The sequence below is a fragment of the Sorangium sp. So ce327 genome, from assembly GCF_051530205.1.
Classification (GTDB): Bacteria; Myxococcota_A; Polyangia; order Polyangiales; family Polyangiaceae; genus Sorangium; species Sorangium cellulosum_B.
Genome location: NZ_CP150330.1, coordinates 2824192 through 2841919 on the forward strand (window position 1 = coordinate 2824192; position 17728 = coordinate 2841919).

General features: G+C 70.3%; 16 protein-coding genes and 1 pseudogene. 10 read left to right on the forward strand and 7 right to left on the reverse strand.

Annotated features, from left to right (window positions below):
* Nucleotides 1–87: 87 nt before the first annotated feature.
* Both WME95_RS10740 and WME95_RS10745 read right to left on the reverse strand, forming a co-directional pair.
* On the reverse strand, nt 88–1122 hold the full coding sequence (locus WME95_RS10740; protein WP_437908302.1) for a hypothetical protein: 1035 nt from the start codon (nt 1120–1122) through the stop codon (nt 88–90).
* On the reverse strand, nt 1119–2729 hold the full coding sequence (locus tag WME95_RS10745; protein ID WP_437908303.1) for an SAM-dependent methyltransferase: 1611 nt from the start codon (nt 2727–2729) through the stop codon (nt 1119–1121). The genes WME95_RS10740 and WME95_RS10745 overlap by 4 nt, the downstream gene beginning before the upstream one ends.
* Before the next feature lie 318 nt (nt 2730–3047).
* Here WME95_RS10745 and WME95_RS10750 point away from each other — a divergent pair, with 318 nt between their 5' ends.
* The 7 genes and pseudogenes from WME95_RS10750 to WME95_RS10780 all read left to right on the forward strand — a co-directional run bounded on the left by WME95_RS10750 (nt 3048) and on the right by WME95_RS10780 (nt 10429).
* Nucleotides 3048–4544 carry a DUF692 domain-containing protein gene (locus tag WME95_RS10750; RefSeq protein ID WP_437908304.1) on the forward strand — a complete coding sequence of 499 codons (1497 nt, stop codon included), beginning with the start codon at nt 3048–3050 and terminating at the stop codon, nt 4542–4544.
* A 3-nt stretch (nt 4545–4547) separates the two neighbouring features.
* A pseudogene (locus tag WME95_RS10755) lies at nt 4548–4784 on the forward strand (nucleotidyltransferase domain-containing protein); the annotation flags it as partial.
* A 508-nt stretch (nt 4785–5292) separates the two neighbouring features.
* Nucleotides 5293–6333 (forward strand): hypothetical protein, encoded by a 1041-nt coding sequence (locus tag WME95_RS10760; RefSeq protein WP_437908305.1) that lies wholly within the window; start codon nt 5293–5295, stop codon nt 6331–6333.
* Nucleotides 6272–7768, forward strand: coding sequence for a hypothetical protein (locus tag WME95_RS10765; RefSeq protein WP_437908306.1), 1497 nt, complete (start codon nt 6272–6274; stop codon nt 7766–7768). The genes WME95_RS10760 and WME95_RS10765 overlap by 62 nt, the downstream gene beginning before the upstream one ends.
* Nucleotides 7769–7855: 87 nt before the next feature.
* A complete protein-coding gene (locus WME95_RS10770; protein ID WP_437908307.1) occupies nt 7856–8878 on the forward strand; it encodes a TauD/TfdA family dioxygenase in 1023 nt (340 codons plus the stop codon).
* 365 nt (nt 8879–9243) lie between these two features.
* A complete protein-coding gene (locus tag WME95_RS10775; protein ID WP_437908308.1) occupies nt 9244–9705 on the forward strand; it encodes a DUF6036 family nucleotidyltransferase in 462 nt (153 codons plus the stop codon).
* Between the two features lie 112 nt (nt 9706–9817).
* Nucleotides 9818–10429, forward strand: a complete 612-nt coding sequence (locus tag WME95_RS10780) for a hypothetical protein (protein WP_437908309.1) — start codon at nt 9818–9820, stop codon at nt 10427–10429.
* 233 nt (nt 10430–10662) lie between these two features.
* On the opposite strand, the gene WME95_RS10785 is transcribed toward WME95_RS10780, so the two are convergent.
* Nucleotides 10663–11217 carry a hypothetical protein gene (locus WME95_RS10785; protein WP_437908310.1) on the reverse strand — a complete coding sequence of 185 codons (555 nt, stop codon included), beginning with the start codon at nt 11215–11217 and terminating at the stop codon, nt 10663–10665.
* A gap of 178 nt (nt 11218–11395) precedes the next feature.
* On the opposite strand from WME95_RS10785, the gene WME95_RS10790 reads away from it, so the two are divergent.
* Nucleotides 11396–11944: a JAB domain-containing protein gene (locus tag WME95_RS10790; protein WP_437910973.1), complete on the forward strand. Its 549-nt coding sequence runs from the start codon at nt 11396–11398 to the stop codon at nt 11942–11944.
* Nucleotides 11945–12467: 523 nt separating this feature from the next.
* Here the strand turns inward: WME95_RS10790 and WME95_RS10795 are convergent.
* The gene (locus WME95_RS10795) at nt 12468–13682 is read right to left on the reverse strand and encodes an alpha/beta hydrolase family esterase (RefSeq protein ID WP_437908311.1); all 1215 of its coding nucleotides are present in this window, start codon (nt 13680–13682) and stop codon (nt 12468–12470) included.
* A gap of 118 nt (nt 13683–13800) precedes the next feature.
* On the opposite strand from WME95_RS10795, the gene WME95_RS10800 reads away from it, so the two are divergent.
* Nucleotides 13801–13956 carry a recombinase family protein gene (locus tag WME95_RS10800; RefSeq protein WP_437637178.1) on the forward strand — a complete coding sequence of 52 codons (156 nt, stop codon included), beginning with the start codon at nt 13801–13803 and terminating at the stop codon, nt 13954–13956.
* Nucleotides 13957–14889: 933 nt separating this feature from the next.
* On the opposite strand, the gene WME95_RS10805 is transcribed toward WME95_RS10800, so the two are convergent.
* The 3 genes from WME95_RS10805 to WME95_RS10815 all read right to left on the reverse strand — a co-directional run bounded on the left by WME95_RS10805 (nt 14890) and on the right by WME95_RS10815 (nt 17067).
* A complete protein-coding gene (locus WME95_RS10805) occupies nt 14890–16131 on the reverse strand; it encodes a DDE-type integrase/transposase/recombinase (RefSeq protein ID WP_437908312.1) in 1242 nt (413 codons plus the stop codon).
* Entirely contained in the window at nt 16131–16349 is a 219-nt protein-coding gene (locus WME95_RS10810; RefSeq protein ID WP_437908313.1) for a hypothetical protein, read from the reverse strand. The genes WME95_RS10805 and WME95_RS10810 overlap by 1 nt, the downstream gene beginning before the upstream one ends.
* A gap of 454 nt (nt 16350–16803) precedes the next feature.
* Entirely contained in the window at nt 16804–17067 is a 264-nt protein-coding gene (locus WME95_RS10815; RefSeq protein ID WP_157906582.1) for a hypothetical protein, read from the reverse strand.
* 416 nt (nt 17068–17483) lie between these two features.
* Between WME95_RS10815 and WME95_RS10820 the strand changes: the two genes are divergently transcribed.
* Nucleotides 17484–17699 carry a hypothetical protein gene (locus tag WME95_RS10820; RefSeq protein ID WP_437908314.1) on the forward strand — a complete coding sequence of 72 codons (216 nt, stop codon included), beginning with the start codon at nt 17484–17486 and terminating at the stop codon, nt 17697–17699.
* Nucleotides 17700–17728: the final 29 nt, after the last annotated feature.

Consider the following 17728-nt stretch of genomic DNA (forward strand, 5'->3'; position numbering starts at 1 on the left):
CGCAGCGCGCAAAATCCCTCACTTACACGCCGTTACCGGGCGTGGGCGCGCTCATCTCGCGTGACGTCGCGGAGGGCATGACCTTGCTCATGCATCAAATTCCTTGAGATCGAAATCGAACCATTCTAGCTCCTCATCCGGCTCGTACACAGTCCCCAAGGGGCGCGAGCCCTCGTGCGAGTAGACCTTGGTATCGATGTATGTCTTCTTTGTGATGCTGTAGATGCGCGCCTTCTCGAGACGCGGGTTCATACCCAAGAGAGTGAAGCAGTCGAACCACCACTTGCACAGGCTTTCCAGATGAGAACTCTCGAGCGCTGCGGCGTAGACGCTGGGGTCCAGCCTGTTTTGGATGGCCATGTTGACCGTCCCGCTGCCCTCGAAGAGGTTCTTTTTGGCGTTCGCGATCCTGCGGCAGAGCACCCTCACCGCCGATCGCGTGGCGCTCTTCGTCAGGAGGCCGGTCGCGCTGACGAGGCCTCTCCACGTCGCCTGATCTTCTTTCTCGCCGAGGAGGTCGACGAGCGTCGTGACGAGCTGGCGAAGCTCTCTGTACTTGTCTTCGCCCAGCAGCTTGAAGGATGCGTCCGATGTCGCGATGTAGAACACACCGGCGATGTCGGAATACGGGATGACATGTCGCAGGTGCATCCCCTTGACGGCGAGCGTCTCGCTCATGCTCGTGATCGCTTCTTGTGCCGCCTTCTTGTCGAAATCTGCCTTGAGCGCCTCGGCGTCTTTCTTTGCTTCGGCCAGCCAGGCATCAAGGCGTTGGTCCTTCGTGAAGCCCTGACGCTTGAAGGTCTTCATCTGGTAAGCGTTCTTGAGCATCTTCAGCAGAGCTTGTGTGACGTCGCTCGCTGCCGCCGGTGCTTTGACGTCCGGCACGTCCTTCGTGTCCGAGGCCGGCGCTCGCGCCGCCGTCCTCTGCACCGTCGCTGTGTGCGGCGGCCCCTGCTGGATCGCCTTCGGCTGCACCACCACGCGCGGCAGCGTCGCCGGGTGCGGCGGCGGCGCCCTCGGCATCCAGAACGGCGCTGCTTTCCTCTGCACCGTCGCCGGGTGCGCCGGTCTCGACACCCGTACGGTCGCGGGGTGCGGCGGTAGCTTCTCGTCACTCACGCCGCCTCGTCGCGCAGGATGGCCCGGATCTCCGTGCGCAGCGCCCGCGCCTCGGGCAGCGTGGGATCGGCCGCGATCGCCTCCTCTACGCAGCGCAGGGCCTCGGCGGCGCGCTGCTGGCCCAGGTGGCAATAGGCCAGGTTGAAGGCCGTCACCCCCTTCGTCCCGCGCGTCGCGCGCGAGCGCTCGAAGTAGCGAATGGCCTCCTCGCGATAGTCCAGCTCGCGCATCCACACGCCCAGGTGGAACGCCAGATCGCGCTCTTCCCCGATCTCGTAGTGCAGCTCCCACAGCCGCCGTCCGAGATTGAAGCAGGCGCGCCGCTCGGCGGGGGAGGCGGAGCGCGAGAGCGGAAGGAGCCGATCGAAGACGTCCATGAACAGCTTCGCGTCGTCGCCGCCCGCGCGGAGCGCGGCGAGCACGTGGGGTAAGTCCATCCCGGCAGCGGCAGCCTCGACACCCTTCTTGAGCATGAACCAGTCGCCCGGACCGAAGACCTCGGTCGCCGCGAACGCGGCGCGCGTCTCGGCGCCTCCCGCGGGCGCGTCGAGCAAGAAGGCGCCGAAGCAGAGGCTCCGCGGAGCGTGCGCGGGGAACAGCGCTTCTCCGCCGAGGCGCTCCACGAAGCGACCTATGGCGTGGTAGTCGACGTCCAGCGAGATGCTCCCGTGTCGCGCGATGTGCGGCGCATCGCGGTGGAGCAGCTCCTCCTCGTGGCAATAGCCCTTGTCGGCAGAGAGCAGGAGGAAGCCGCCGCCCGCGAGCCGCGAGAGCGCGCGCACGCACTCGAGCGCGGCAATGGGGAGCTGGAGGGCGCCCTCGCCGATGGTCTGCTGGTACTCGGCGACGAGGAACTCGAGGTCGGGATCGACGTACGGCGCGCCATCCACGGGCTCGTGCTCGTAGGCGACGTCGAGCTGATCGAGCGGGGCCGGGTCGGCGAGATCGCCTGTCCCGGCGGGCGCGGCGAGGGTGACGCGGCTCTCGTGCAGGACGCCACCCCGGAGGACCCACGCGTCCTGCGGCAACCCATCGAAAACATAGTTGGCAATCGCCACGAGCGGCCGCTGCGCACCGCCGGGCGAGAGCGTCACGCCCGAGATCTCGAGCATCAACGACGTGTCGCGCTCGGCGTCGAAGCGGGCTATGTCGAGCACGCCGGCGTTGCAGAAGGGGCGGAGTTGCGGGTGGGCCCGCCAGAAGGCGAGGTTCGCCGGCGAGACGTCGGTCATCACGTAGCGGATGGGTGCCCCCTGGAGGAGCGGGATGCGTGGCTCGGCGAGGAGCTTCTGCAGAAAGTGATACGCGAAGCGCCCCGATCCCGCGCCCAGCTCGATCACGGTGAGCGGCTCGCCGGGCGCGAGCGCTCCAGCGGCCGCGAGATCGCGCAGGAAGGCCGTGACGATGCGCGCGTAGGCGCCCGCCACGAAGGGGTTGCTGGTGATGTAGTGGGGGACTTGCCCGGTGCGCCAGGCGCCCACGCCGGCGCGCTCGAAATAGTCGCGCTGGAGCTTCCACAGGATGGACCGGGAGAGCCGTGATCCCCGCTCGATCACCACCGGCTCGGCGGTAGGGCCGGCGGACGGCCGGTCCAGGTGAGCTTCCATTGTTCCGGTCATCCGAACCACACGGCAGGAGGGTGGGCCAAGAAAGCACGCGCGGGCCGCGAATGCAGGGCTCCTATGGGAGCTATCAGGGGCAGATCTCCCCCGAGGATGCGGAGCGATGCGCTCCCGAACCTGTCTTGGCCTTCCCGCCGCAGGCTCGATCCTTCTTCGGCACCGCGACCGTCGCCCACGTCATGGGCGCGCACCTCGGGGTGGGGGGCCGGATCGAGCAGGGCGAGATTTGATGCCCGTGCCATGGATGGGTGATGTCCTCTGTTCCGGATCCCTCCGCGAGGGCAGACTGAGGCAGGTCCCCGCGTGCTCGTGCCCGCTCCCAGCTCGCCCCTCGCCGGCGTCGGCGTCGTCGGCGTTGGATTCCGCCCCGAGATCGCGGCCGATCTCCTGTCTGCGCCCGGCGCCGTGGATTTCGTCGAGGTCGTCGCCGAGGCCTGCTTCGCGAGCCCGGCCGCGCGGCGCGAGGCCTCGGCCATCGCGCGCATCTGGCCGGTGGTGCCCCACGGCGTGAAGCTCTCGCTCGGCAGCGCCTCGGGCATCGACATGGAGCGCGCGCGCCGCCTCGGGGCGCTCTGCCGGGAGCTCTCGGCCCCGGTCGTGAGCGAGCACGTCGCGTTCGTGCGCGGCGGCGGCCGGGAGATCGGCCACCTCACCGCGCTGCCGTACACGCTCGAGGCGGCGCGCGCCGTCGCGCGGAACGTCGCCGCCGCCCGTCGGGCGCTCCCGGACATCCCCCTGCTGCTCGAGAACGCGGCGTGCACGCTGCGGTTCCCGGACGACGCCCTCGGGGAGGGGGACTTCTATGCCGAGGTCGTCGGCCGCACCGGGTGCGATCTGCTCCTCGACGTCGGCAACGTCTACGCGAACGCCGTCAACGCCGGCGTCGATCCCGGGGAGCTCGTCCGTTCCTACCCGCTCGAGCGCGTGGCGATGATCCACATCGCCGGCGGCGTCCTGGAGCACGGCTTCTACTTCGACACGCATGCCCATCCGGTCCCCGCGCCGGTGTTCGACCTGCTGGCGCAGGTCGTCGCTCGCACCGGCCCGCTCCCGATCCTCCTCGAGCGCGACGGCGATTTCCCGCCCTTCGCCGCGCTCGCCGCCGAGATCGCGACCGCGAGGGCGATCGCCCGGTCCGCGCCGTCCCGACCGACGTTGGCCGGACCGACGTTGACGTTGACCCGACCGACGTTGACCCGACCGACGTTGCCCCGACCCACGCTGGCCGCATCCACGTTGGCGCCGACCCGACCGGGGTTGCCCGCCTCTCGTGCCGCCTTGGTGCAAAATTCTGCCGACGTCTCACCCTTCGAGGCGTCGGCGCTCGCCGAGGTCCAGGCCCGCGTGGCCGAGCTGCTCACCTCACCCGTCGATCCGCCGCCGGAGGCCGTGGCTCCGTTCGACGCCGGGGACGTCGCCCGGTCGCGGGCGATCCTCCAGCGCAAGCGCGTCGACGACGCGCTCCCGCTCTTGCCGCGGCTCTCGTCTCACCGCGAGGCGGCCGCGCGCCTCGGGGCCCGGTGCGTCGAGGCGTCGCCGCGGGCCCCGCGCCTCACGGCGGTCGCCGACGCGCTCCGCATCGCCGCGGCGGCGGCGGACGACGCCCGGCTCGCGCCCGAGGCGATCGTCGACCGCCTGCTGCTCCGCGCCCGCTTCGTCGGGCCCTCGGGCGACGGGAGCGTCAGGCCCAGGCTCCTGCCGTTCATTCGGCGAGAGCGGCTGCCGGGAGGTCGGGTAGTCTGGGCGATCAAGGGGATTGGCTCGAGCGCCGAGGTCCGGCTCGTCGAGCCGCGAAGGTAGACCATGAACGAGGGATCCATCGCCACGGAGAGCGCCGTCTCCAGGTTGCCGGCGCCGGTGCAGGCGCGGCTCGTCGAGCTCAAGGAGAGCCTGGAGCGGACGCTCGGCGACGAGCTTTCGTGCCTGCTCGTGTACGGGAGCGCGGCGCGGGGCGGCTACCGCGACGGGCAGAGCGACGTCGATCTGATGGTGGTGCTCAAGGAGGCCTCCCGCCAGAGCCTCGACGCGATCGCCAACGCGCTCCAGATCGCGCGCTACGCGGCCCGCATCGAGGCGATGATCCTCACCGCCGCCGAGATCCCGCGGGCCGCGGACGTGTTCCCGCTGCTCTACGACGACATCCGCCGGTGCCACGTGCTCCTCTCCGGCAGCGACCCGTTCTCGGCGCTCGTGATCGACGGCAAGAACCGCCGCCTGCGGGTCGAGCAGGAGCTGCGCGAGGCGCAGATCCGCCTCCGGCGCGCGGTGGTGGACGGGATGGGCGCGGACGACGCCCTGAAGGGCGCGGTCTCCCGCAAGGTGAAGCAGATCCGCGGGGCGCTCCACGCCCTGCTCGGCCTGCACGGGATCGAGGGCGGCGACGATCTGGGCGCGGTGCTCGCCGGAGCGGGCAAGCTCCTCGGCGTCGACGTGGCCCCGCTGAAGCGCGTCCACGAGGCGCCGGGCGCGGCCTACGCGGCGCTGGCGGAGCTGCTCGCGCGCGCGGTCTCGACGACGTCGACCGGCTGGAGCACCCGGAGGCGGCGCGATGATCCACGAGATCTTCGACTTCTTCCCGTTCGACATGGCGTCGGGGCCGGCGTTCCTGCTCTTCTATCTGGCGCTCTCGGTCTCTGGCCTCGTCGTCGCCATCCTGGTGCGCAGCGCCGTCGGCGCCTCCCTGGATCGAGCGGGGCAGGCGAGCGTCCCCGCGGGGGGCGCGCCGTACCGCTCACCGGCGTGGCGGCAGCGGCTCTCGGCGGGCTGGATCCCGCAGCCGGACGAGTACTGGGCGATCGCGTACCTCCGCGACGGGAACAAGGGCGTCGCCGCCACGCTGATCGCGGTCGCGATGGGCGCGGGCTGGCTCGTGCCCGCGGGGGACGCGAAGGACGCGCCGCAGGCGCTCCACCTCCTGGTCGGCTCGCCCCCGCCGGACCGGGTGCTCGCGGCGTTCTTCAGCTCGCTCTCGTCGAGGGGCGCGCACGGCCAGCAGACGGTGACGCTCTCGCTCGATCAGGTGCGCGCCTCCGCCGACCAGATCGCGGCCCGCTTCGAGCAGGAGCTCCGCCTCGAGCTCACCGCCGCGGGGATGCTGCGCCCGCGGGGGACGATGACGGCCCTCTCGGCCGTGGTGTGGGCGGTCGGCGTCGGCCTGCTCGGCGTGGGGCTGATCCGCGCCATCCGCGCGGAGGAGCTCGACCGACCCTACGCGTTCCTGGTGGTGGAGATGATCGCGCTGCTCGTCGCCACGTGGATCGTCGCGCGGACCGCGAGCGCCTACAGCACCATGAAGTCGGACTACCTCAGGTGGCTCGACGACTCGACCGTCTCGCTCCGCTCGGACGTCGCGAGCGGCCGCCGCCGGCAGGCGGTGGACATCGGCTTGACGGTCGCCGCGAGCGGCACGGCGGCGCTCGCGATGTCGCCGCTCTTCGGGCCGATGGTCTACGCGATGACCCCGCCCCCCCCGGTCTCGACGGGGGGCGGCTCGTCCGGCGGATCGAGCTGCAGCTCGTCGAGCTGCGGTGGCGGCGGCGGCTGCGGCGGCGGCGGCGGCTGCGGCGGTGGTGGTGGCTGCGGCGGGTGACGCCCGCTTCGAGGTGCTCGACGCCCTCGGCCTGTGCCGGCTCACCCGGCGCACCGGCGATCTCGACGGCGCGGTGCCGCTCCGGGTGGCGAAGGCGTGTGTGCCGCTGCTCGAGGGCAACGCGTTCGGGCTCCAGATCACGCTGGCGCGGCCGATCGAGGTGCGGCGGCGCCTCGGGTCGCTCCGCGCCGAGCCGGCGGGAGAGCACCGCGAGGCGCTCGCCCGCGCGCACCGCGCCGCGCTGACGCGGCTGGTCTCGCAGGGGTTCCTGGCGCCGGAAGGGGCATGGCACCGGGCGCTGCGCGGCGGCCTCGCCTGGACGTGCCGGAAGGGGCTGGGGCCGCCCCGCCTGCGCCTGTGGACCGGGCTCCTGGTGCGCCCCGACCCGGGCCTGTGGCTGCGCGTCGCGGGGGCAGCCAACCGCCGGAACGCGCTCATCGAGGTGAGCGAGGCGTACCTCGCCGACGACGGCGCGTTCGTCCCGCTGGTGGTCGAGCTGCGCGTCCGCGACGAGGCCCCGCAGCGGCTGCAGCTCGAGGGGGAGATCGGCTGCATCGCGCCCGTGCTCCCCGACGTGCAGATCGAGGCGTGCTCGCTCGCGGACGCGCCCGAGGTGGGGCGGGCGCACGCGGAGTTCTACGACGCGAAGTACTTCGCGGTGAAGAAGGGCCAGGTGACCCGCAAGTACCGACGGCTCGTCGGGGGCACGGCGGGTGGGCGGAACGCGAGCGCAGGCGAGGGGAGCGCGGGCGAGGGGAGCGCGGGCGAGGGGAGCGCGGGCGGGGGCGCGGGCGAGGGGAGCGCGGGCGGGGAGAGCACGGGCGAGGGGAGCGCAGGGCCGGCGCGCGTGCGGCTGGTCGTCGCCGGGCCGGCGGCGCCGGAGATCACCGAGGTGACCGAGGTCACGACCGCGGCCGGGCCGGATCCGGTCCCCTGGCGCGGGGGTGCTCGGCGGCTCGCGTCGATCGTGGTGAGGAACGCCGTCCCGTTCCGCGCGACGTTCGACGGGCACACGCTGGCCGTCGCGCCGGAGGCGCCGCGCCTCGCCGACGGGGCGGCCGCGGTGGAGCGCGCGTTCGCGCAGGCCTTCGGCGACGATTTCATCGCCGCGAACCGCGGGGCGCTCTGGTACCTGACGAAGTACTTCACGCCGCATCCGCCGGGCGAGCCTCACTTCTTCGTGAAGCCGTGGGCCTTCACCCGGACGCCGCCGGGCTGGTCCAGCCTGCTCGACGGCGTCAACGGCGACGGCTACGACGTGATGCGCGGCGTGGTCGCGACCGACGCGTTCTTCGCGACCCCGGCGGTGTTCCACGTGCGCCGGCTCGGGGCGCCGATCGAGGTGCCCGAGGGCGCGCCGTTGCTCCGGATCGTGCCCATCCCGCGCGACCTGCTCCGGGCCGGCTTCCGGGAGGCGCGCTTTCTCGATGCGTGAACGGGGTGGACGGCGCGACCAGCGGGTCTGGTTGTGCTGGATAAACAGGATGATTTTCCCCTTCGAGCCCCCTCGCGGAGCGCGCCCATGAATGAGCGATGGATCTGGCCCGGGCCGGAGGGCGGTCCGGCGAGGCTCTTCGACGAGCTCGCGGCGCGCGGCTTCTCGGTCCTCCGCGGCGACGCGGCGCTGGCGCCGGAGGAGGCCGCGCGGGCGCCGTGGAGCTTCGCCGAGCGGCTCCTCGGGGCAAGGCCGCTCCTTGTGGAGCGGCAGCCGATCAAGGCCGTGCCGGGCGGCAGGTCGTTCGCCGCGAGCTCCGCGGCGGCGCCGCTCCACACCGACAGCCAGTGCTTCGCGGGCGCGCCTCCGGCGGTGCAGATCATGGCCTGCGTCAGGCCGGCGGAGCGCGGCGGCGGCTGCCTCCTGCTCGACGGCTGGCCGCTGCTCTCGGCGATCGAGCGCGCCGATCCCGGGCTCTTCCGCGCGCTCTTCACGGTGTACAGGCGCATCCCGTTCGTCTTCGGCGACTTCTTCGGGCCCACGGTGTCGCTCCGCGGCGGCGCGCTCGCGCTCACGCACGCGCCGGTCGTGCCGCCTGGAGACGCGCTCGCCGCGCGCCTCGCGCGGTTCATCGAGGCGTCGCGACGCGAGGTGATCGAGCTGTCGCTCGGCCCGGCGGACATCCTGGTCGTCGACAACCGGCGCATGCTGCACGGGCGGCGGGCGTTCGAGGGGGCGCGCGAGTTCGTGCGGCTGCTCGTCTGGACGGAGGCGCGGCTCCCGTCGCCGCCCGCGTACAACGCGCTCGCCGCGGAGGTCGCCGAGGCTGCCGCGCGCCGCCTCGCCGGAGCGCCGCGGGCCACGCGGCGGCGGCTCGGCCTGGGCGCGCCGCCGCTTCCCGAGGCCCGCCGCCGCCTGGGCCTGGTCCTGGAGATGCTGCGCGGCGTCCCGCCGGGCGTGCTCGCCGCGCGCGAGCGCATCCCCGAGCCCGAGCTCTACCGCCTCCGCGACGCGGCGCTCGCCGCCGCGGAGGAGGCGCTCTCGGGCGACGCGGAGGGCGCGGACGACGGCGCGCTGGGCGAGGCGATCGTGCGGATGAGCCGGGGGTGAGCCGCGCTTGCGGCGGGCGGCACCCGGATGCTGTGCGGAAGAGGGCCGTGTCCATCAGGCGGAAGCTGCGTGGACGGCGCTGTGGACGTCCGCCGGGTCGATGCGGTCGCAGCTGCGTTGGCCTGTCCATGGGCTCCGCCAAGCGGCATGGTACAGTGTGGCCATGAGCGCAGGTGATGAGGCTGCGGAAGCGCGGCGGTTGGCTCGCGCGGGCTGGATGATGCGTGTCTTTCGTCCAGGAGAGGACGAGGCGCAAGCGGAAGCGGACGCCCTCTTCTGGAGCTCCATCCCCATCCACCAGCGTGCCGAGGCCACCTGGAAGCTAAGTCAGGAGCTGTTCGAGCTGGCCTTCCCGGGATCCGCCCATGAACGAAGACTTCCTCGATCTGATTTCCGCCCTGTGCGCCGCTGACGCGAAGTTCTTGGTGATCGGGGCCTACGCCGTCGGCGTGCATGGCCGCCCGCGCGCGACCAAGGATCTCGATATCTGGGTCGAAGCGAGCCCTGAGAACGCGGCGCGGGTGATGGATGCCCTGCGTCGGTTCGGGGCACCGCTCTCGGAGCTGACGGAGCAGGAGCTCGCTGCGCCGGGCATCGGGTTCATGATGGGCGTGCCGCCGCGACGTATCGATGTCCTGACGCAGATCTCCGGCGTCGAGTTTGGCGAGGCGTGGCCACGCCGCGTCGAGGTAGGGTTTGCAGAGAACGTCCGTTGTCCGGTCATCGCGCTCGAGGACCTCATCGCGAACAAGCGCGCCGCAGATCGACCTCAGGATCGCGCTGATGTCGAGGCGCTGGAGCGCCTCCTCCGGCTCCAGCGCGGTTGACGTCCAGACAGGCTTGCTGCGAGATGCCGCCGCGCGACCAGCGCACCAGGCCGCGCCCCCGCGCGCGCTTCGGTGTTGGTGCGGCGCGGCCGCCGGGATACGCTCTCGAGGCATGGCGTCACGTCCTCTCGGAGCGGCCGCGCTGTGCGGGATCGCCCTTGGCTGCGCGGCGTGCAAGCCGGCGGCGCCGCCGCTGCCGGCGCATGTCCGCATCTCCATCGACGGCGCCGTCATCAGCCCGGCGAAGGCGGACGGCCGTCAATGGGACGGCATGGGCGCGGTCCCGGCGGAGGCGCTCACCGCCATCGGCGGCCTGCTCCGCACGAAGCACCCTGTCGCGGCGGCCGCCAGCGTGGCCGGCTTCGCGGCGGAGGCGGCGGGGGCGGGGACCGAGCCGCCGGAGCCCTTCGGCTCGGCGGAGCTGTTCGTGGGCGGCCGATCGCTGGGGAGGCGCGCGCTGGATCGCCCGGGGCAACGCGACACCTGCACGCCCGGATGGAACGGACCGCCGACCTGGTACCGCGTGCCGCTCACGCCGGATGTCCATCTGAGCGGTGAGCTCATCGACAGGGACCTCGTGAACGACGACTTCATCGGGCGGTTCGCGATCCACCACGGTCACCTCGTCGAGGCGCTCCGAGCGCGCACGGTCTATCCGGTGGCGGTCGACAACCAGGCCGCCGGACAGGTGCTGTTCGTCTGGATCGAGGTCTGGCCCGAGTAGACGCCTGCTCGGAGCGAAGGTCACCCGCTTCGGATACGGGCCCACCTCGACGTTTTCGGTGCTCAGCGCACCGGAGTGCGCTTCCGCGCCGAAAACGCCGATCTGGGCCCGTCTCCTGTGCGGGAGACCGTCGCTCTGCTCTGCGTGGTGCAGAGGGGGCGGGAACCGCTGTAGAGCGACAAACGGGTTGAAGTTGCCTGAAAAGCGGGGATTTCGGGGCGACGCTCGGTCGCTCAGCCGCGATTCCGTCTCGCTCGCGCTCCGAAGAGCAGGGCTCCGATCGCCGCAAGATGGATTCCGAAGCGCCAAGGCGGCGTTCCGGGTTCGGACCCGGGGACCGAGACGCTGCAGCCAGAGTCCTCCGTCACGGGCGTATCCTCGTCGGTGCCGCCGCTCGCGCTGCTCGAAACCTGCCCGCCAGTCGTCGCAGAACCGCCTGTCGTGACGGCACCACTTCCGGGCACGCCCCCGCCGTTTCCGCTTCCCTCCCCTGCGCTACCGCCGTTTCCGCTTCCTTCCCCTGCGCTGTCGCCGTTGCCCGCGGTCTCACCGGCCCCACCCGCCCCACCGGCTCCACCCGCCCCACCGCCGCTCGTCGCGCTCCCCTCGAGGAAAATGCGCTGGGCGAAGTTGTAGAAGCTGCGGTTCCAGACGGTCTTGGTATGACCTTCGTTCGCCTCGATCTGGTAAATATGGTCGATGTTGTTCTGATCCAGGAAGTCGTGATAATTCCTGCTATTGTTGATCAGGTTGTCTGCGCTGCCGCAAGAGATGAAGATGAGCTTCACGTTGTTCTTGACCGCAGCCGCATCCTTGATGGTCTGACTTGGCTGCTGGGTATCGGGCGCAGCCGAGTACGGTCCGATGTAATGGAAGACATCGGTGTTGGGGAACCCGAAGTTGAAGGTCTGCCCCCCGCCGACGGCGGCCGAGCTGCCGACCGCGACCGAGGCCGCCCTCCTCGAGATGGTGCTCGGCCTGCCCGGCGTCGGCCCGCGCATCCTCGGCACGGCCGCTCTCCCCTCGCTCGGTCGCCTCTCGCCCGCCGCCCTCGCCGAGCGCACCCAGATCGCGCTCGGTGACGCGACCCGCCTCGCCGCCGCCTTCGAGCTCGGCCGCCGCACCCACGCCGCCCGCGCGCGCCGGGGCGCGCTCCTCACCGACGCCGCCCGCGTGGCGCGCTACTTCGGCCCGAGGCTCGCCTCCCTGGTCCACGAGGAGCTCTGGATCGCCGCGCTCGACACCCACGGCCGCGTCCGCGAGACGCGCATGCTCGCCCGCGGCATCGACGACGGCCTCTACGTCGGCCGCTCCACCGTTCGGCGCACGGCGCTCGACATGGCAGCCCACAGCTTCGTCCTGGCCCATAACCACCCCAGCGGCGACCCGACGCCGACCCGCGAGGACGAAGACATGACCCTGGAGCTGCGCCACCTCTCCGAGGAACTGCACGTCCCGCTCACCGCCCACGTCATCGTCACGCCCAGCGGCCGCTACGCCGCCGTCCACGAGTAGGCCCCCGCGCGGCGCAGCGCCCCTGCGGCGGGGCGCCCCATCCCTGCGCATCCAGACGCCGGCGCACCGCCCAGGCCGGCAGCCCCTCAAGCCCTCGGGCAGCGGCACGCGGCGGATAGGACAAGCAAACGCGTTCCGCAAAGTCAAGATTCTCGGAGCCGTTCCTGGCTCGTGCAGTCCGACTGTACGAGCTTATCGACAGAACGGGCCTTATGCGATCAGACAGGCCTTCCACTCGTGAAACGCCTGCGATTACCGCGACGTCGCACCAAGCGGAAGGCATCCTACCGTATAGCTGTACACTACTGGCTCTCTGCGCGAGCGCTGTCTACGCGTGCGTGGTGCTCGCCGAGCGCCGAAGGTCGCGGAAACGTGGGGGAGAAGCGCGACGGCCCCGGAGATCGCTCTCCGAGCCCGGTGCTAACAGAGCGTCGGGCACGTCGGCAAACTTGGCTTCCACAAAGCGCTGTAGCTCACACTCGATCCGACCTTTCAAGAGGTTTTAGGCTCGACTCTTGGCAGCCTAGAACTGACTGAAGAACTTCCAAACCTCTTGCGGTTGCCAACGTTGACCACCCTCTCGCGGCGGATCAGGCGTGTGCGGTCCCACGAAGGAGCAGAACTCGACCGGATAACCCGTCGTGCAGCCCATGAAGTTGGTGCACACGTGGTTTCCGGTGGCCCTTGTCGGCTCCTTCCAGGTGCAACCGTTCAGCCCGGCGTACGTCTGCGCCATCGAGACACCGGCACTGTACTGAAGGACGTTGTCGTTGGTGCCATGGGATGCGTAGAAGGCGACCGCTTCGCTCGGCTTGCAGTTGCCGGCACTGAGCTGCGCCATTCCGTTGTAGACGGCGACGGCGCGGACACCCCAAGTGCCGGTTCCATCGAGTGGACGCGAGCAAGCCGTCCGGTAGGACATGCTGCCGCCGTAACTCCAGCCGTTTGCGAAGATCTTGCTCTTGTCGATACAGAAATTTTGCTCGACCTGCTCTACCACGGCGTCCGCGAGTGCCACGTTCGCGCCGCTTGAGTCGGGCCACCCGCAGCCGCTTTCCCCGTTGCCATTCCCGGTGCACGGCGTTCCGTTCTTCTCCCCATTGGGAGCCACGAAGATCGTGCTGCTGGCGGCGTCGGCGATGTCCTTCAGCCAGTAGTAGTTCTGCTGATACATCTGCTTGTCGTTTCCATCGAGCTGATGCCAAGCGATGACCAATCTGTACGGCTTCTTATTGTCGTAGTTGGCCGGCACGCTCAGGATGTATCGACGTTGCCGATTCGCCGCCGTAATCGAGATCGGGTTGCCGTTATTGTACATGCTGGCGTCAATGGTCGGCGTTTTGCCGCACCCGGCGGACAACGTACCCGTGTCCGAGCCTCCACCAGCGCCACCACCGGACCCGGCCCCGCCGGCTCCGCTACCACCTGAGCCAGCAGCCCCGCCCGTGTCCGAGCCGCCCGTGCCCGAGCCGCCCGTGGCCGAGCCGCCCGTGCCCGAGCCGCCCGTGCCCGAGCCGCCCGTGGCCGAGCCGCCCGTGGCCGAGCCGCCCGTGACCGAGCCGCCCGTGGCCGAGCCGCCCGTGGCCGAGCCGCCCGTGCCCACGGCACCGGTGCCTGCGGAACCATTGGGAGCGCTACCTCCAGAGCCCTGCGTGTCGCCCGAATCGGACGAGCAACCGACGAGCGCCGAGGCACACGCGAACGAGTTGAGAATGACGACGAGGAAAGCGCGGTTCATTAGGCCTCTCCATAAAGGGGACGTACGGGTTTACCTACCGTTTGTAAGTACCTGAGTCACGGTCTAGAAATTTATTCCTTCGCTGTTCGCTCCCTCGGTCCGATCCGCGGGTGAGCACGTGGGCGCTCGTGGGCGATGCCGAGCTGGCGCGGGCTGGATGCACTCCGCCATTCGCGAGATGCTGCGAAACCCAAAGTACGTCGGCGAATTCTCGTTCGGTCGACGGAGGTGGAATTTGTCAACGCGGATGAGACAGCGGTCACGAGAATCCTAACTCGGCACGCGCTCTCGTATCGCCGGTGGCCGCGGCGGGCTCGTACCTCGGTACAACGTCGCACGGCTCACTCCCAGCGCGGCGCACGCGGCGACCACCGAGACCCCAGGCTCGGCGAAGTCTTCCACCAGGTCCATCAGCTGTCTCTGTGCGGATAGGACAAGCAAACGCGTTCCGCAAAGTCAAGATTCTCGGAGCCGTTCCTGGCTCGTGCAGTCCGACTGTACGAGCTTATCGACAGAACGGGCCTTATGCGATCAGACAGGCCTTCTCGTGAAACGCCTGCGATTACCGCGACGTCGCACCAAGCGGAAGGCATCCTACCGTATAGCTGTACACTGCTGGCACCAAGCGGAAGGCATCCTACCGTATAGCTGTACACTACTGAGCTCGTCCAAACGGCCGCCGTCGCGTTTCGCGGCGCGTCGTGATGGCCGGCGCACGCACCTCAGGGCAGACCTCCCCCCGGCCAGGTCGTCGAGCAGCGTCCCTCTCCTTTCAGTTTCGTCACGCGGGGTCCGCCGGGTACCGCGCGCGGCACTCCAGCGGCTCGGCGAACAGACCGAGGTGGCTCAAGATCTTCCTCGCCGTCGCCTTGTCCGTGATCGCGGCCATGAGTCGCATCCGCCCGCTGCATCGCGGGCACGCGAGAACATCTACTGCGTAAGTCCGCCGCAAAAGCTTCGCCCATTCGACGCGAGGCGACGTCGCCAGAAGGAGCCCATCCAGCAGCCGATCAAGATGCCGGACCGAGATCCCCTCCGACACGAATCCAACATCAGCCCACGGCAGTACAGCGCCCAGCGCAGTCGACACCCGCTCGCGCTCGACCGCGCCATGCACCATCGTCAGCAGCGCCCCAACCGCCACGTCCCGAGCGCCTCGCTCCGACACTGCCGACGGCGCCGCCTCGCTTCGCTCGTCTCCTCTGCGCTACGGCGTCTCCATGCCTCTCGCCGGCCCCTTCGGCGCCTGCCTCGCCGGCAAGGGCGTGATCGTCGTCGTCTTCTTCTTGTCATCGCTGCCCGCGCTATCAGCTCCGGCGCGCTGCTCGCCCTTACGCGCCTTCCCCGTCGCCTTCGGCACCACGAGGCTGCGTTGCTTCGCATGCGGCGCGAGCACACCGTGGTAGCGCACCAGCGGATGGCGCGGCGGCGGCACCAGCGCGGCGAGCCTCGCGAAAAACACAATCGGCGTCATCACCCGATGCGTTCCTTTTCGCCGCGGGTATTTCACCTGATAGGCCACCCGACCGTCGCGGAGGATGCTGAGCCGCTCCAAAGCGAAGCAGGGACGCGCGCAATACCGGACGAGCCGCTCGCGCCCCTCGTCGTCGTAGCCCTCGATGCGCACCGCCGCCTCGACGTTGAAACCATCGAGCTCCACCGTGAGCGGCCGACGGCGCTTCGCCTCGAACCGCGCATGAGCCAGCGAGGCAAAGCGGTCCGGATAGTCGGGCTGGTACTTGAGCGTCTTGAACTGCGACTCGGAGAAGGCGTTGTCATCGCTGACGTGAGGCCGGCTGAAGCTTCGAACGACGCCGAGCGAGCCGAGGAGCTGAGCGAGCCCCTCCGACCTCATCGCGGAGCCGCGGTCGGCGTGCACCGTGAGCGAACCGGGCTCGACGCCGTGGCGGGCGACCGTCTCTGCGAAGAGGTGCTCGGCGAGCTCCGCGCTCTCGCGCTCGGCGAGCAGCCAGCCGACGGTCATGCGACTGAACAGGTCGAGGACGACGTACAGGCAGTAGAAGACCCCGGGCAGCGGCCCGCGCAGCTTGGTTATATCCCACGTCCAGATCTGGTTGGGGGCTGTGGCGGTGAGCGTCGGCTTGGCATGCTTCGTCGGCCCACGCTGCGCGCGTCGCTCGCCGCTCTCGCCGGACGCCGCGAGCAGGCGGTACATCGTACGGATGGAGGCAAGGTAGACGCCGCGCGACAGCAGCGTCGCGTAGACCTCCGGCGGGGGCTGGTCGACGAACTCGTCGCTGTGCAACACATCGAGCACGGTTTGCCGCTCGGGGTCACTGAGACGGCGTGGGCTCGGAACGGGCCCCCGCAGCGCGGGTGGCCTCGCGGGCTGGGTCTGCCGGTAGAGCGTAGCGCGGCTGACGCCGAGTGTCGCGCACGCCTGCGCGATGGGGACGTGCGGGTCATCGAGCTCTTCGATAACGTCCATCAGCGCTCTTCGTCGCTCGTGAGGTTGATGCCCAGAATGGCAGAGACTTTTTTTTGGAGATCGATGAGCTTCTCAGCGAGCGCGAGCTTCTCCTCGAGTCGGGCCGAGCGCTTCTCGAGCTCGGCGATGCGCCGGTCCTTCGCGTCCTGCTTCGGCTTGCGGCCGGGCTTGCGCCCGCGAGAGCCTCGCTGCCGTGGAGAGCGAGCTGCTTGCGCCACGCCGTCAGGAGGGAGCTGTAGATGCCCTCGCGGCGCAGCAGCGCCTCGATATCGCCGCGCTGGGTGCATGCGGCCGCCTCGCGAACGTTTGATGGCAAGGCGGTGTAACCGAATACGCGACGCCGCTGCTTGAGCATGGCGGCAAGGTGGCTGCGCCCTCGGCGGAGCTGCGAGAGGGCGGTCCCGATCGGCATCCCGAGGCTCCGGGCGATCTCGCTCACCTGCTCACCGCCGCCGACGAGGATCAACACCCAGCGCTCCCACTGATGCACCTCCCAGAGCAGGTCCACGATGGCGCGAACCTCTACCTCGCCGTAGGGAGACGGCGCCCGCTACCGACCGGCGACGTAGATCAGCGGAACGGCGACCTCCAGGCGGCAGACCCCGTCGTGGGACTTGCGGCCTGGTGGACGGCGACGGCGTTCAGCCGGCCGCGGTGGCGTTCAGGATGGGCTCAGGATCGCGCGCGGCGCGCGCTGGCGAGGTCGACGACAGGCGCAACGTGGTTGGGCTGCTGCGGGGCGCTGAGGAGCGCCGAGAGGGTGCGAGCGGCGATCTGCGCGGTCGCGAGGTCGCCCGCTACGTGGGCAGCGGCGATGGTCTGCGTGAGGGTCGTGACGAGCACCTGGCGCGGGCTGCTCGCCGGGGGCGTGATCGGGGCTGCTTCGGGTCGGGGAGGGGTCGTCAGCGCGGTCTGCTTCACAACCGCTGAGGGCATCGCCGGAAGCGTCACGGAATCGTCCGGCCGACCAGAGATCGCGGGGTTAGCGCCCACGATCGCCGAGTCGACGCCGGCTTCGACCCCCTCGAAATCCGCTGAAACCCGCCCCATCGCGTCCTGCCGCTCCCCCTGGAAAAGTGACGCTGTACCAACAACTCATCCGTGCGGGCACGCGTGCCAGGGGCGGCTCGCGCCCCACACGCCGCGTTGCCTCCCTCGGGGAAAGCGGTCAAGGGACGAGGGGTCCGCGGGACATCAAGGTCGCAACCACAGGCATCGTGCCCTCTCGGAAAAGTCTATTGCAAAAGTCTTATTGCAAGGTGGACGCCGGCTATGCCGTGCCCGATCCTGATCGCGCTGCAGTAGCGACGCCCCCCACCGCGAGCGATCGACGGGTTGTCGGATGGTCCTGCATGAAAGACAAGGTGCGTCTCCGGGCGCGCAACGCGCAGCGCACCCAGGTGGGCTCGCGCCGCCCCGATCCAGGCAGCTATCCCCCGCGGTGCGCCGGCGAAGCAAACATGCTCGGCCCGTTTCGCGAGGCGCCCCTCCAGGTGTATGCTGCCGGTCGCCGCCCGTGGGACTTCGGGGCGATTTCCGATCCCAGTCTGGAAACTGTCGTAGGTTGATCGCCCCACCATTCCCCGGGCGGCTCTTT